Here is a 15,883-nt window from a genome sequence, read left to right on the forward strand (position 1 = left end):
AGGCCGGGGTGGTGTGAAGGCCAAGCACTCTTAAATAGATTAAGTCACACATCCCTGTACGTAAATCATCATTCGATTCAAAAAGCTATGTTTCAATACCCAACACGCCCATTACATTACGTAATGATTCCAGCTCTTCATGTGCATAGATATCATCAGCTTCTGTAATTTTCTTACCCATGATCTCTTCCAGTAATGCTTTTATGATACTGGCGATGGTTGGCATTTTCGCTCTCTGTTCCATATTGATTCAAGTTAGAAGCAAAAATACCTGCTGCACTCACAGGAAGGAAATCTTCATAGCGAATAGGCACATAATGGATTAATTCGGCTGCAATACATGACTCAATGTCACCTGGAACAGATTCCTTTGCGTGGATGGTTTCGTATCCTTTATCGGTCACTTCATAACGGTAAAAAGCCAATTGCCTGTTGCGTAATTCAGTATGAGTTCTTGGAATTTCGGTAAAGCAATCGGCATAAGCCTGCATATAGGCATCATAATCTTTAACCGCCAGCTGTGCATCGATCGCTTCTGCCTTTTTAATTGCCTCATCATAGAGTTTCCGCCCCTTTTGGGTCATCGCCACTCCACGCTGCTCAATCTCGCCAAACCGTGCAGTATGCGTTGCCTGGGTTTCTGAACCATCAACAGGATTCTTGAATATCACTTTTTCGGTCAGAGCCTTATACGAAGTCTGCCTTAAAAAAACCAGAGCGGGCGATGAAGGTGGACCTTCAATACTGTCTTTCATACCTTTATGGTCATACATTTTATACTGATCACCTAAACGCTGTTTCATTTCTTGATATAACCGCTCAATATCTAGTGAATTAGGCGTTAAGTGATTGAGATGCGGATTAGGGAAACAGGCAACATCCGCCGCTATGTTTACTTTTTTAGCAACGAGGTCTTGATAGAGCTGATAGTCCGTTGCTTGCCCCCTCCAACCAAAAAGCGTTTGACCTTCTTCTATAAATTGCTGAGCCTGCTTTTCGTCAAAACCGCCTTGGGATTCGCCAATTTCAATGAGCGCCACCAATGTTTCAGAAAAAATCTCGCGAGCTTCCAACGCGTCTTCAATCCGTTTGCGTATCTCATCCTCAAAGTAATCTGTCATTAATAATGAACAGAAAATGCGATGATCCGCGTGCTTTAAGGGTCTGAATGCCGTAGAAATTACCGGCTGGCTCTTGGCCCCGGCATCCGCGAGATTATAAAAATTAACCGGCTGCATTCCAAGTTGGTTAAAGAACCTGGCCATCATCTTTAATTCAGAAGGTTTACCCAAGCGGATAGCGCCATGACGCTCACTACTGAGATTCCGCAACTGCTCATCAGTGAGGCCCCATTCAGGATGCTGGGATGCTACAAGCTGGTTTATATCCTTTACCGTTTCCAACAATTTGTCGTATAACGGCACTTCTTTAGCATACATCTCCGATAGCTGTTTAAAAAACCGCTTACGCAACGTATTTGCAGAAACCAAGGCCATAGATCCTCCTTTTCCTCAATCAGCAACCAACGATATTAGGCAGTCTCCACTTCACCTGCATACTTACGCGTAAGGTAAGGTTTCAAATACTTTCCTGTAATACTTTCCTTGCACTGAACCACAAGTTCTGGCGTCCCTTCGGCAACGATGTAGCCCCCTTTATCACCGCCTCCTGGACCCACATCGATAATCCAATCTGCTGTTTTAATCACATCCAGATTATGTTCGATGACCAAGACGGTATTCCCGGCTTCCACCAGTTTATGCAGTACTTTAAGCAAGCGGCTTATGTCATGGGTATGCAATCCAGTCGTAGGCTCATCGAGAATATAAAGGGTACGGCCTGTAGAACGCTTCGACAATTCTTTGGCCAATTTCACCCGTTGCGCTTCACCGCCAGAAAGAGTCGTGGCAGACTGGCCTATTTTAATATAGCCAAGCCCCACTTCCTGCAATGCATCGAGCTTTTCTTTAATGAGCGGCATATTCGTGAAGAACGCGGCAGCATCATCCACAGTCATATCCAATACTTGCGCAATGGATTTACCTTTGAAAGTAACTTCTAACGTTTCACGATTATAACGAGCTCCTCCACATGCGTCACAATTAACATAGACATCCGGCAAGAAGTGCATTTCAATCTTGAGCATGCCATCACCCTGACAAGCTTCGCAACGTCCACCTTTGACGTTGAAAGAGAATCTGCCCGATTTATAACCGCGTGCTTTGGATTCTGGCAACGCTGTATACCAATCACGAATCAATGAAAATGCTCCGGTATAGGTAGCAGGATTCGACCTTGGTGTACGACCAATAGGTGATTGGTCAATTTCGATAATTTTGTCGATACGCTCAATCCCGTGAATGGCATCATGCGGTCCAGGAACCGTTTTAGCACCATTCATTAAACGCGCCAGGGTTTTATATAACGTATGGATAACCAAACTGGATTTTCCACCACCGGATACACCCGTCACGCAGGTAAAGGTTCCCAACGGAATATCCACGGATACGTTCTTAAGATTATTAACACGTGCACCTTCAATGCTGATAGCTTTACGCCCATCGGTTTTGCGACGTATTTTAGGTACAGCAATATACTGCGTACCTTTCAAATACTGTCCAGTGATACTTTCGGCCACTTCCTGTACTTCCAGCGGAGTACTTTTGCGCCAACATAACCACCGTGAATACCGGCACCAGGCCCTACGTCAATCAGATGGTCTGCGTTACGAATGGTATCTTCATCATGCTCCACAACAATCACCGAATTTCCTAAATCACGCAATTGTTTGAGGGTATGCAGCAATTTATCATTATCGCGCTGGTGAAGACCAATCGAAGGCTCATCCAGTACATAAATCACACCACTTAATCCCGAACCAATTTGGGACGCCAGACGGATACGCTGGCTTTCACCACCCGAGAGTGTTCCCGATTCACGGCTTAGAGTCAGGTAATCAAGCCCCACATTATAGAGGAATCCCAATCGCTTTTGCAGCTCCTTAATAACCCGCTCTCCAATTTTGTTGTGTGTTTTATTTAATTTGCTAGGCAATTGCTCAAACCATTCAATGGCTTCAGTAATCGTCAAACGGCAGACTTCGCCCACATGTTTATCGGCGATTCGAATACATAAAGCTTCGGGACGCAGACGATAACCATCACAAACGTGGCAACGGGTTGTGCTTTGGTATTTTTCGTTTTCCTCGTGCATATGGTCGGTATTATACTCAGCCGCCAAACGCTTAACATTGGCGATCACCCCTTCAAATTTCTTTTTGACACGGTAATGCTGCACACCATCATTATAATCCATTTGCACTTGTTCTTCGCCCGTGCCATTCAATAGAACGTCCTGTGCTTCCTGGGTCAATTCAGAATAGGGCACATCAACACTGAATCCGTAATGCTTACCAAGACTTTCAAGAATTTGCGTATATAAACGTTGCTGGCTCCCTGTCCATGGCGAAATAGCGCCTTCACGTAGCGTTTTGGTTTTATCTGGGATAATCAACTCGGCGTCATAAACCAGCTCAGTTCCCAAACCATCACATGCAGGGCATGCACCATAGGGGCTGTTGAATGAAAATAAACGCGGCTCAATTTCCGATAACGTGAATCCAGAAATCGGGCAGGCAAATTTTTCAGAGAAAATCATTTTCTCTTCTAAAGTCACACCATCAGGAAGTTTTTTGCCTTCTGGCACTTCCACCAATTCCACATAAACTAACCCACCTGCTAGTTTACAGGCTGTCTCTAAACTATCAGGAAGACGATTGCCCAGTTCCGCATTAATTACCAGGCGGTCAATCACGACTTCGATATTATGTTTCTTGTTTTTATCAATCGGGGGGAAATCATCAATTTCAAAAATTTCATTATCGATTTTGATGCGGGTGTAGCCTTGTTTTTTAAGTTCTAATATTTCACGGCGATGTTCCCCTTTATGACCACGTACGATTGGAGCCAGGATATAAAACTTTGTTCCTTCAGGCAATTTAAGCACTGCATCAACCATCATGCTGATGGTTTGGCTTTCAATAGGTTTACCGGTTGCAGGCGAATATGGCACACCGATACGCGCGTACAACAAACGCATATAGTCATAAATTTCAGTTACTGTTGAAACCGTCGAGCGCGGATTTTTCGATGTGGTTTTTTGATCGATGGCAATGGCGGGTGACAATCCGGTGATTGATTCAACATCCGGTTTGCTCTGTAATTGCAAGAACTGACGGGCATAAGCAGATAAGCTTTCGACATAGCGACGCTGCCCTTCCGCATAGACTGTATCAAAAGCAAGAGACGATTTTCCTGAACCAGACGGGCCAGTGATCACCACCAACTGTTTCGTGGGAATATCAACGTCAATTCCTTTTAGATTATGCTGTTTGGCATTACGTACCCGAATGAATTCCGCTGTATCAGACATAGTGCTCCTTCATAGTTATTCATGTTTCCGATCCCCTATGATATGCGCTCCACAGCCTACACTCAACTAAAAAATCTTTATTTTTCGCAAGCTTCGTACTTGCAGCGGCCTTTGGAAACGGTTAGAATCAGGAAACTGCCCACATTTAATGAAATAGCAGTATTGCAAAAGGAAGCGTTATGGCTGGAAGTTTAAACAAAGTCACCCTCATTGGTAACCTGGGTCGCGACCCAGAAATTCGTAGCACACAAAGTGGCGGCGAAATCGCTAATATCACCATTGCCACCTCTGAATCATGGAAAGATAAAAACACAGGTGAACGTAATGAACGTACCGAATGGCACCGGGTTGTCGTCTTCAATGAAGGCCTCGTTCGCGTCGTTAAAAATTATTTGCGCAAAGGTTCAAAAGTGTATATCGAAGGCCAGTTGCAAACACGCAAATGGACCGATCAAACGAATATCGAGCGCTACACAACTGAAATTGTTTTACAAAATTTCAGCGGCCAATTAATCATGCTTGATGGCCGCAGTGGCGGTTCTGAAGGTGGGGTAGGTGATGAGTCTGCTTATCAAGCACCAGCTCCTTCTGCTGCCCCTTCCCCGTTTGCATCCAGCCCATCCGCTCCCTCTTTTGGCGGAAAAATGATTGATGATGATATTCCGTTTTAGATAAGAAGACAGACCGAAAGATACGACTCCCCCTTTCGTTTTAGTTCATTCTAGGCTGAGCTTGCTGGTCTTGCTGGCTGTACCCCCGCATACATTACTTATACGCTTGGGACCATAACGTTTTACCTTCCATCTCATAGGTACGATAAACAAATCCAGATCCTCTGCATGGAGGAGATATTTTTCATCAATCCCATCTGGATGCCGATACCGCGCAATGGAGGTCATCATAAACACACCTCCTAAACACACCCTACGAGTGCGCCTCTACGGCAATAGTACACGTGCCCGGGGTAACGATAAGACACGTGCAATTCCTCGGTATTTCCTACATAGTCTAAAACGTTAGGTGGTATGGATACCCCTCTTATAGGCCTATGAACTTACCGGGACAACGAACTCTGACATCTTCAGCATGAGTGAGCTTTATTGTATCCGACTTTCTTAGTTTATAGTGTTGCGCCCGATCAAGGTAGAAACCATCAATGGCTTTAATACTACCGATTCTCTCATCGTGAACTTTCAATTGTCCCTTTTCCTGGTGGAAATTAGTGGGCTTTTTGACCGCCAACAGGTTGACTGAACTTTTATATCCTGCAGGACAATTAGTATCTCCGCCAATAATTGTCAGCCGTTTACTCATTGTTTGGCTTTGTGAAAGATATTCATCTATCTGTGGGCTGTGGTCAAACGCATAATCCAAATGGACATTTGTAAGAGCAACCTGTCTATTGGCTGCGTTATAATCAAAACAAGCTTCAAAACCGCGTTTCTTACTAGGTTGCCCTTCAATCTGACTTTCAAAAAGACCGCGCTCGCTACCAGGGATAAGTTTTAGCTTATTATGATTATAAATGGTTACTAGAAATTGCTGATCTTTTGGTCCATTGGGTTTAGATTTGATAAAGGTTATAGAATAGCCAAGCTGTGATAAATCAGCTTTAAACTGCTTGTTAATGGGAGCAAATAATTTACCTCTGCCAAACCAGGTAGCCTCCTGTAACATCAAAAAATCTTCTCTTCCACGAATCAGACACTTTTTAATATAATCGAGTTGTTTGATAAGGCGTGTTTTATATTCGTGGTCTGTTTCATTTATTTTTAAGGGGTTATTACTGAAGTCACTAGTAGTCTTGCATTGCTGCATCATATTCCAGATACCGCCTTTCAGTGCATGCATTCCTTCTCCGACTTTGATTCGCTGCATACCATGGTCTGAACCATACTCAGCATATGAAATTTTTTGAAATTTACTTTCACGAACCGTTGATACGTAAGAAACGTTCTCTGACTCCTCTGACTCCTCTGATTTCTCGGCTTTTCTTTCAGCAGTGCTGTGATTTACAGGGTATTGCGAAGGCAAAGAAACGTTAGTTTGAACGTTAGTTTGAGGTGCCACATCATTTTTTTGAGTCATCCTTCCCCATAACTGGATAGGTTGATATGTCGCTATGGATTCTTTCTCACAATAAACATTGAGCGTTTCTATATCGCTAGGGAGTAACATTATGAAATGTGGTTCTTCCCTCGTTTCACCGTCTTGGATCGTTTTCATATCCTTTGGATTTGTACGACTCATGACTCCGGCATCTTTTAATAAGGCATTAAAATTTTCTGCGTCTTTTTTGTTAGCAAAATAAAATTTCTTGCGCACATCATTTGGGTTTTTTGGATTATAAAGCTTGCTAGCCACAGGGTTAGAAACCACACGTGATGCAGACAAGATCTCTGCTTCCTCTGATTTTTCTGCTTTTCTTTCATCGGCTGTTAGATCTACAGGTACCACATCTAGCGAAGGCAAATGAACTTCAGTTTGAGGTGCCTCATCATTTTTTTGAGTCAGCTTTCCCCATAACTGGATAGGGAGATATGACGCTATCGATTTTTTCTCACAATAAACATTAAACTCCATTATTTCGGCAGGGAGTAACGTTATGAAATATGGTTTTTTCTTCGTTTTGTCCTTCTCGACTGCTTTCTTTTTCCCTGGATTTGCATTGTCCATGACTCCAGCATGTTTTAATAAATCATTAAATTTTTTCGCGTCCTTTCTGGTATCGAAATAAAATTTCTTGCGCTCATCCGTTGGATCACTAGGCTTATAAAGCTGGCTTTCCACACTCATTGCAGTTTTTTTTCGTGACCTTGTTACGCCAAAAAAAGCTTTCATTGTCCGTCCTTTTCTATTTACATCATAGCTTTATATTACAAGAAAAATGCTGTATAAATATGACACAAAGAAAGATATTTCATTATTCATACACAATAATAGAATATAAAACCCAACCACGAAAGCAATTTTACTTAATGAAGCAGAGCCGTTACCACAAAACTATAATAAATAGCATGCCCAATCAGGCTGGCGATGAATATTTCATAGAAGCGTACCCTGAAAACACCCGCACCAAAGGAAATGACATTACCAAAAACCGGAAAACCACTTGTCAGCAAAATAAGCCAGCGAAAGCGGTACAGGCGCAGCATTGAAACTTTGGAATGATCTGAATTGCGCTCCAACCAGCCAGAACGATCAATGGATCTAAATACATGCCCCAATAACCAGTTAATAAGATTCCCGCACACAGCCCCAAGGCTTGCTATGCCAATAATTTGCCACACCGGAAAAACATGAAACAAAACCATGACGTCATGGATAAAAGGCCGATGGATGGGCACCAGCATCGCTCCCATAACCGAATCGCCAAAGAGAAAACTATACGCCTCTGCTAGACTCATTGCGGGATTCATGCTTACTCCTTATAGTTTCAATTAATTGTTGGGTTGATAAAACAACGCAAATCACACCAAAACGAGTCAATAATAACAGATTGGCAATCAATAACCATCCTGGAAAATAGCGGTATTTAAAATGCTTACGAAAATACCGCATAATCCCCCTGGTTTTATGCCACTCAACCTTAAACCTACTTTTTCTACTGGTCTGGCCAATATGGGTCACTTCAACAGCAGGTACAAAAAATATCTTACCTTCCATTTCTTGGACGCGGTAACACAGATCCATATCTTCAACGTGGAGAAAATATTTCTCATCCATCCCTCCCACATGCCGGTACTTTGCCACTGGCATCATCATAAATGCTCCCGATATAGCCTGTACAGGGACCGGATACGCTGGTAAGGATGATAAGCGATAATTGACACCGTCTATTTTGAGAAATCGATACAGCCTAAGAGCTTCAACCACGGCATTAACCGGCGTAATAAGATTACGAATGCACGTTTCCTGGAAAGTACCATCATGATTGCGCAGCAAACACCCAACCATCCACACATGGGAATCGGCTTCAAATGCCTGCAACAAAGGTGCAAATGCATGCGGCGGTAACACTGTATCTGGGTTCAATAACAGAATATATTTTCCGGACGAAAGCTTAACACCCTCATTACAGCCTGCGGCAAAACCAAGGTTTCTTGGCTGGCTCAACCACAGTAGACGTGCATCATGGTTGGTGAGATTTTTGATCCTACCTTGAATTTCATCGGGATTGCCATTATCAACAAGAATAAGTTCTTTAAGGTAATCCTGGGATAAAATTGAAGAAACCGCCTGCGACAGCACTTCCCATCCAGTAAAATAACTTACTACCACCACACTTACGGAAGACAGCCCATCTGGAACCATATTAAAATTTATTTCACTCCATCTTGCATCAAGACTAACCGGGATTTACGCAAATTTAGGATTATTTTTATACTCGGCAAACGATGGAAGCTGTTCATCTCGCTCTGAAATAATTGGATTATTGAGCGGCCATTGAATAGCAAACTCAGGATCATTCCAGCGTATGCCCTTTTCACCATGCGCCTGATAGACAGCCGTTACCTTATAAAAAACATCCGCTATCTCATCACCCACTACACAAAAACCATGGGCGAATCCTGGACTTATCCACAATAAGCGTCCATTCTCAGCGGATAATTCAACACCGTAATATTTTCCAAATGTCGGCGATGATGGGCGAATATCAACCGCCACATCCCAAATGCTTCCGCGAACCACGCCTACCAGTTTTCCCTGTGGCCAATCAAATTGATAATGAAGGCCACGTAACACTCCAGGCTTTGACTGCGAATGGTTATCCTGTGCAAAATACGCAGGAAGTCCAAGTTCCGCAAAACGTTGCTCATTATAGCGTTCCATGAAAAATCCACGGTTATCTTCAAAACGCTTAAGTTCTATGAGTTTTAATCCATCAAAGCCAGTATCGGTAACTTTCATATAACTCTCTCCATGCACAATGTAAGGCCTTCCTGCCATAACGGCAGTGAGACCCCTAATAATTGTTTGGCTTTCGAACAATCCAAACGCGAATTGGCCGGTCGTTTCGCCGGTGTTGGATATTCGGTTGATTTAATCGGATCGAGTGTTTCGATCACTAACGGTATCCCAGCTTGTTTAGCATGATGAAAAATCATATCGGCAAAATGATACCATGTCGTTACCCCACCATGGCACAGATGATACATTCCCCAGGGGAAATTTTCTTCTCCTATTGCATTCATAACGACTTGTAAGGATGCTTGGGCTAAATCACGCGCATAGGTAGGCGCTCCATATTGATCGTTTACGACTTTAAGGTGCAAACGCTCTTTGCCTAAGCGCAGCATCGTGGTCAAAAAATTCTTTCCAACATGGTCATAGACCCATGACGTTCTAAAAATAAGATATTTCCCGCCAACGGCTTCAATCAATTGTTCACCTTTTAACTTGCTGCGCCCATAGGCGTTAAGAGGTTCCGTTACATCGGCTTCAGTCCAGGGTCTTTCACCCTTCCCATTGAAAACATAATCGGTTGAATAATGGATAAATGGGATTGCATGATCGTAACAATAACCGGCAATCAAACCCGGAGTAACGGCATTAATCTGAATAGCCAGGTCTTCTTCCTTTTCAGCCATATCCACATGTGTATAGGCTGCAGCATTGATGACACAACGCGGCTTTATGGTTTCAAGAACCCTAATAACCGAATCAGGCTGGCTAAAATCAGCTTCAAATCTGGTAAAGCCAACACCGCTCACACCTAATATATCAACTAAACTAGCTCCCACCTGACCATTAGCACCGAAGACTAATACCGGCGACATTGCCTCATAACGTGCCATGCTTTTTACTCCCACTCATTGAGCTCTCCCACTTAGGTACTGGTTGGTATAGCCTCAATCGAAACGTCCATCAAATACCTGCCATAATCATTTTTTCCGTATAAAGATGCTAATGCTTTTAATTGGTTTTTATCAATAAATCCGCAACGGTAGGCAACCTCTTCGATAGCGGCAATTTTGAGCCCTTGCCGCTCTTCAACCGTTTGCACAAATACCGAGGCTTTAAGCATAGAATCATGCGTTCCCGCATCCAGCCAGGCAACACCTCGGCCAAGAAACTGTACCTGCAATTCTTTTTGTTCCAAATAACGTTGATTCACATCGGTAATTTCAAGTTCACCACGCTCAGAAGGCGCAAGAGATTTAGCAATTTCAACCACGAGCGGATCATAAAAATAAAGACCAGTCACCGCCCAGGAAGAAATGAATTCCTTAGGTTTTTCAATAATGCGTAATGCTTTACCCTGTGCGTCCAATTCAACCACACCGTATCTTTCTGGATCTTTCACGTGGTACGCAAAAATGCAGCCACCTGTTTTAAGTTTGGCAACTTGCTTAAGCGAATTAACTAAACTCTCACCATAAAAAATATTATCACCTAAAATCAACGCAACGGAACTATCGCCGATAAATGTTTCTGCCAGGATGAACGCTTGGGCAATGCCTTCAGGTTTTAACTGTTCCTGGTAGGTCAGTTTAATACCAAATTGATCTCCATTCCCGAGCATTTCCCTAATAACCGGTAAATCCCGTGGAGTACTTATAATAAGGATATCCCGAATACCTGCCTGCATTAATACTGACAACGGGTAATAGATCATCGGCTTATCATAAATAGGCAAAACCTGTTTACTGACCGATTTGGTAAGAGGCAAAAGCCTGGTTCCGCTCCCACCAGCAAGAATAATTCCTTTCATAGTCACTCTCCGCTGCTTTGAAGAATAGTTCGACACCATTCTTGATTATCTAAATACCATCGCACCGTCTGTTCAAGACCAGCCTCCAGTGACGCATAACGGTTCTGATAGCCCAAATCACGCTCGGCCTTACTACTAGCTAATGCGTACCGTCTGTCATGCCCCAAACGATCATCCACGTGGTGAATAAGCGCAGCGTAACTACTGCCATCTTCGTTGGGTTTGATTCTATCCAACATAGCGCAGATCGCCGACACGACCTGGTTATTCTGCCGTTCACAATTACCGCCAAAACCATAGGTCTCACCCGCCACTCCACGCATCAATGCCAGATAAATACCCTGGCAATGATCCTCAACATGGATCCAATCTCTGATATTTTTACCATCACCATACACGGTTAAGGCTTGCTTGCTGAGTGCGCGTGAAATCATCTTAGGGATCAGTTTCTCAGGATGCTGACGCAAACCATAATTATTACTGCAATGGGTCGTAATAACCGGCATACCATACGTATGAAACCATGCCCTTGCCAGTAAATCGCCACCTGCCTTGGAAGCAGAATACGGGGAATTAGGTTGAATAGGGCTGCTTTCGGTAAAAATTCCAGATTCTCCCAATGAACCAAAGACCTCATCCGTAGAAACATACACCATTCTCAATTGGTCACGCCGCTTATTATCCAATGACAGCCAATATTGCCGGGCACTTTCAAGCATCGTGTAAGTACCAATCATATTCGTTTCGATAAAGGCTGAAGGCGATGAAATTGAATTATCGACATGTGACTCGGCGGCCATATGCACAATTGCATCAATATTATATTCATTCAACAATCGTAACACCAAAGCACCATCGCAGATGTCACCTCTAAAAAAACGATAACCAGGATGATCATTGACGTGGATTAAATTAACCAGGTTACCTGCATAGGTAAGTTTATCCAGGACAAGCACCTGGTGCCCCTGCGATAATGCGTACTCCACAAAACAACTGCCGATAAACCCTGCCCCACCCGTTACGAGGATATGCTTGTTCATATTACCACTGCCCACATGACCTATTTTTGACCAGCACTATAACGGCTTTACTCCCAAAAATAAAGCATAACCTCATGTTGAAGTATCAACCATTTATGGCAAAAATTTGAGTATAGATTCTTAATAAAATAGCTCTATAGTACGTGTAAAAATACAGTTCTATGATCCAACATTTGAAAAAACCCTTTGATTATCTCCAGGGACATACCCCTGAAATTCAAGCCATTGTCTGGAGTGTTTCCAGCTCGTTTTGGTTCGCACTTATGGCTGTGTTCATTCAACATTCCTCAAACTTAATGAACCCTATGGTGATGGTCTTTGGCCGCAATGTGTGCAGCTTATTATTTTTAATGCCTTTTATTCATGGCAATTTTAAAAAATTGATCTTTACCAAACGGCTTCATTTTCACTTTGCACGCTCTTCTATTGGCGCAGTAGGGATGATGTTATGGTTTTACAGTTTAACGATTATGCCGGTCAATAATGCGATAGCCTTGAGTTTTACAGCACCTTTATTTACGACCATTCTAGCTGTCATATTTTTATCTGAAAAAGTGGGGTATCACCGTATGATTGCCCTAGTCATTGGCTTCTTGGGAGCCCTTATCATACTTCGTCCTGGAACAAGCGCTTTTCATGTTCAATCCCTTATCGTCTTGGTTACAACCTGTTTTTGGGCGCTTGCCTCCGTTTTCATGAAAATGCTTTCACGAACAGAAAAACCAATCACAATCGTCTTTTATTTTACGCTTATTATGATTCCCGTTTCGTTTCCTTTTGCGTATATGCACTGGGAAACGTTAACCTTAACCGATATGCTCGTATTACTGGCAATTGGTGTTTCATCGAGCCTGGGACAATTAAGTTTAACCACAGCCATTAGTAAAACAGATACTTCATTTGTGGTTCAATTTGACTTTTTCAGGCTTATTTTTGCTTCCATTTTTGCCTATATTGCCTTTCATCAAACCCTCGATCAACCTGTACTTATCGGGGCTGTCATCATTACCGTCAGCACCATATACATAGCCCGTCGGGAAGCAAAACTATCTCATAGAAAAAAAGCAAAAATCGAATCTATTAAGACAGAAATATTACAGTAAAATACAATAAAATACTTATTAAATTGAATACATTAAATAATTATCGTATAATAGATCGATTAACTTTATATGGATCTCCTATGGTTGTCCGCAAAAAATTCTTATTATCCCTTGCCGTTATCATGTCTGCTATGTTTGTTCTGGAAATCGTAACCTTAATCCATATTGTACGGGACAAAGACGCGATACTTGATCGCCTGGCTGTTTCTTACGGGCATAGCCAACCGAATTCGTAATGAGACGTCCCAATACTTATTGGGCTTTCAATTCTTCAGAAATCAAAAAAGCCAATTCCAAACTTTGCGACCCGTTTAAGCGCGGATCACACAGGGTTTGATATCTGTCTTTTAGATTCACTTCCGAAATAGCCTGGGCACCTCCTGTACATTCAGTAACATCCTGTCCTGTCATTTCAAAGTGAACGCCACCAGCAATAGTGCCTTCTGCTTTATGGATTTCAAAGAAACTCCTGATTTCAGCCAGAATAAGATTGAATGGACGCGTTTTCAAACCGTTAGGAGATTTAATGGTATTACCATGCATTGGATCACATGACCACACTACTTTTTTACCAGCCTGGTGAACGGCTCTTACGAGTGGTGGCAATAAAACACCGACTTTTTCAGCTCCCATCCTTGAAATAAGGACTAACCTGCCAGGGGTATTCTGAGGATTTAATACATCAATCAGTTTCAATAGATTATCGATCTTCATGGAAGGCCCGACTTTCACTCCGATTGGATTTTCAATCCCACGAAAATATTCAACATGGGCACCGTCTAGATCGCGGGTACGATCGCCTATCCACACCATATGCGCCGAACAATCATAATAGCCGCCATCGCTTTCATCCCTGCGTGTCAAGGATTCTTCATAATTGAGCAATAACGCCTCGTGGGATGAATAAAAATCAGCTTCATTAAATTGCTCGATCTGATCTAATTTAAGTCCGCAAGCCTCGATAAAGACCAGGCATTCATTAATACGATTGGCAATATCTTTAAAATGCTTCCCTTGAGGAGAGCGATCGATAAAATCTTTGTTCCATTGAGTCACCGTAGACAATGCAGCATAACCACTTTGCGCCAAAGCTCGCAGATAATTCAGGCTCATAGACGATTGCTGGTAGACGCGGATGAGTCTTTCTGGGTCTGGTACGCGCGCCTCAGCATTAAATTCAACGCCATTAACCATATCCCCGCGATAACTGGGAAGGGTAACTCCGTCAATGGTTTCAATATCTTCGGAACGCGGCTTGGCAAACTGCCCGGCAACCCGTCCCACTTTAACCACAGGACGACCAGTCCCGTACATAAGCGCTACGGTCATTTGGAGCATTACGCGGAAAAAATCCCGAATATTTTGATCACTGAATTCGGCAAAGCTTTCGGCACAATCACCACCTTGTAATAAGAAAGCATTGCCTTCACACACATCGGCAAGCTGTCGTTTCAGCCGACGAATTTCATTAGGTAGAACCAATGGAGGCAACTGTGCTAAACGCTGCTCAACATCCAGCAATTTGACCTGATCTGTATAGATAGGCTGCTGTTTAATAGGCAATCGGCGCCAACCGGATGGAGTCCATGAAGTATTAACCATAAAAATCCTTAACTTAACGAGTGCCCCAGTATAGCACGTCATAATGCTTGTATGCAATGATGGGTTTATAAAGGGGCTTTTTTCGACTCTGGATGGAGAGCATATAATATTATTTGCTCCAAGTTCAAGCCACAACGTTGCTATTAAAAATAGCAAAAGAAGCGTTATCAGACACGTGATAGCCCCTATTGATCAAGACCTTTTTCGCCTTTATCCATAAATTTTATTGTTCGCAATATAATGACCTGCTGATGTTGGTCAAACCACTCGTAAGCGTCTAATAACCGAAATCTTGGCTTAGAGGTAGGCAAATCCAGTGCATAAACCGTGTTAACGTCTGTGGGTGAAAGAAGCAATATATTCCCCTTTGCCAAGGTGCCCAAGGTTTGCAACCTCATGCTTGAATGACTTTCCTTACCATGCAACTCAAGCCATCTGGCACTCTGGACCCCGACAATATTATTATGTAGATCCTTCTTTATTTCGTCGGTTGAATCTCTGCGGCGCAGTGGATTTAAGACAAGCTCCGCGCATTCGTTCATTTTTCCTAAAAAAACCACTACGCTCTGCGATGATGAATCGGTAACATGCAGCGTGCGAAACAATGTGTAAAGCTGACTTGCTGCATATGCGTGCTTAATACTGTTGATTGCCGCATGCGCAAGATTTTTTCTAACCGTTTCTGCCTTTGCCTGAGATTCAAACCAGAGATTACCGCAATAAGCAGTTACAGTCACTAAGGCCATAAGCAAACAGCCAATCAGAATGTATTTTTTCACCTTCATAGCCGCTCATTATAGCGGATAACCCAGGCCAGGTAAAACGTAAACTATCTATAATTCGGCGTTTCTTGGAGAGCAAAGCAATCAACATAAGCGTTTTACACGTTCATTAAAGACTCCTTTACGAAAAAAATATGCTCCGTGGCATTATACAAATCGCATCCTTACGAACAAAGTAATATCATCCATAATAGAGCGGTGATTATAAGT

General features: G+C 42.8%; 14 protein-coding genes and 1 pseudogene. 3 read left to right on the top strand and 12 right to left on the bottom strand.

What is annotated here, in order from left to right; genetic code table 11:
- Window positions 1–173 precede the first annotated feature (173 nt).
- Together IPP74_03125 and uvrA are read right to left on the bottom strand one after the other, a co-directional pair.
- Entirely contained in the window at window positions 174–1,496 is a 1,323-nt protein-coding gene (locus tag IPP74_03125; protein ID MBL0318285.1) for a DUF1338 family protein, read from the bottom strand.
- 35 nt (window positions 1,497–1,531) lie between these two features.
- Window positions 1,532–4,431 (bottom strand): annotated as a pseudogene (gene uvrA / locus IPP74_03130) (excinuclease ABC subunit UvrA).
- A 179-nt stretch (window positions 4,432–4,610) separates the two neighbouring features.
- On the opposite strand from uvrA, the gene ssb reads away from it, so the two are divergent.
- Entirely contained in the window at window positions 4,611–5,102 is a 492-nt protein-coding gene (gene ssb / locus IPP74_03135; GenBank protein ID MBL0318286.1) for a single-stranded DNA-binding protein, read from the top strand.
- A gap of 45 nt (window positions 5,103–5,147) precedes the next feature.
- Here the strand turns inward: ssb and IPP74_03140 are convergent, their stop codons facing one another.
- The 8 genes from IPP74_03140 to rfbB form a co-directional block, all read right to left on the bottom strand.
- Complete coding sequence (locus tag IPP74_03140; protein MBL0318287.1) at window positions 5,148–5,333, bottom strand: hypothetical protein; 186 nt, start codon at window positions 5,331–5,333, stop codon at window positions 5,148–5,150.
- A gap of 136 nt (window positions 5,334–5,469) precedes the next feature.
- Window positions 5,470–7,272 carry a hypothetical protein gene (locus IPP74_03145; GenBank protein MBL0318288.1) on the bottom strand — a complete coding sequence of 601 codons (1,803 nt, stop codon included), beginning with the start codon at window positions 7,270–7,272 and terminating at the stop codon, window positions 5,470–5,472.
- A 134-nt stretch (window positions 7,273–7,406) separates the two neighbouring features.
- The gene (locus IPP74_03150) at window positions 7,407–7,850 is read right to left on the bottom strand and encodes a DedA family protein (protein ID MBL0318289.1); all 444 of its coding nucleotides are present in this window, start codon (window positions 7,848–7,850) and stop codon (window positions 7,407–7,409) included.
- Window positions 7,816–8,745, bottom strand: coding sequence for a glycosyltransferase family 2 protein (locus IPP74_03155; GenBank protein MBL0318290.1), 930 nt, complete (start codon window positions 8,743–8,745; stop codon window positions 7,816–7,818). The genes IPP74_03150 and IPP74_03155 overlap by 35 nt, the downstream gene beginning before the upstream one ends.
- Before the next feature lie 45 nt (window positions 8,746–8,790).
- Window positions 8,791–9,342: a dTDP-4-dehydrorhamnose 3,5-epimerase gene (rfbC, locus tag IPP74_03160; protein ID MBL0318291.1), complete on the bottom strand. Its 552-nt coding sequence runs from the start codon at window positions 9,340–9,342 to the stop codon at window positions 8,791–8,793.
- Window positions 9,339–10,211 carry a dTDP-4-dehydrorhamnose reductase gene (rfbD, locus tag IPP74_03165; GenBank protein ID MBL0318292.1) on the bottom strand — a complete coding sequence of 291 codons (873 nt, stop codon included), beginning with the start codon at window positions 10,209–10,211 and terminating at the stop codon, window positions 9,339–9,341. Before rfbD ends, rfbC begins: the two co-directional genes overlap by 4 nt.
- 50 nt (window positions 10,212–10,261) lie before the next feature.
- The gene (gene rfbA, locus IPP74_03170) at window positions 10,262–11,146 is read right to left on the bottom strand and encodes a glucose-1-phosphate thymidylyltransferase RfbA (GenBank protein ID MBL0318293.1); all 885 of its coding nucleotides are present in this window, start codon (window positions 11,144–11,146) and stop codon (window positions 10,262–10,264) included.
- 2 nt (window positions 11,147–11,148) lie between these two features.
- A complete protein-coding gene (gene rfbB, locus IPP74_03175; GenBank protein MBL0318294.1) occupies window positions 11,149–12,186 on the bottom strand; it encodes a dTDP-glucose 4,6-dehydratase in 1,038 nt (345 codons plus the stop codon).
- Window positions 12,187–12,359: 173 nt separating this feature from the next.
- Between rfbB and IPP74_03180 the strand changes: the two genes are divergently transcribed.
- Window positions 12,360–13,289, top strand: a complete 930-nt coding sequence (locus tag IPP74_03180) for a DMT family transporter (GenBank protein MBL0318295.1) — start codon at window positions 12,360–12,362, stop codon at window positions 13,287–13,289.
- Between the two features lie 80 nt (window positions 13,290–13,369).
- A complete protein-coding gene (locus IPP74_03185) occupies window positions 13,370–13,525 on the top strand; it encodes a hypothetical protein (GenBank protein ID MBL0318296.1) in 156 nt (51 codons plus the stop codon).
- A gap of 16 nt (window positions 13,526–13,541) precedes the next feature.
- Here the strand turns inward: IPP74_03185 and IPP74_03190 are convergent, their stop codons facing one another.
- Window positions 13,542–14,891: a 3-deoxy-7-phosphoheptulonate synthase class II gene (locus tag IPP74_03190; GenBank protein ID MBL0318297.1), complete on the bottom strand. Its 1,350-nt coding sequence runs from the start codon at window positions 14,889–14,891 to the stop codon at window positions 13,542–13,544.
- Between the two features lie 185 nt (window positions 14,892–15,076).
- A complete protein-coding gene (locus IPP74_03195) occupies window positions 15,077–15,676 on the bottom strand; it encodes a hypothetical protein (protein ID MBL0318298.1) in 600 nt (199 codons plus the stop codon).
- Window positions 15,677–15,883: the final 207 nt, after the last annotated feature.

Source organism: Alphaproteobacteria bacterium, from assembly GCA_016722515.1.
Lineage (GTDB): Bacteria > Pseudomonadota > Alphaproteobacteria > Rickettsiales > JADKJE01 > JADKJE01.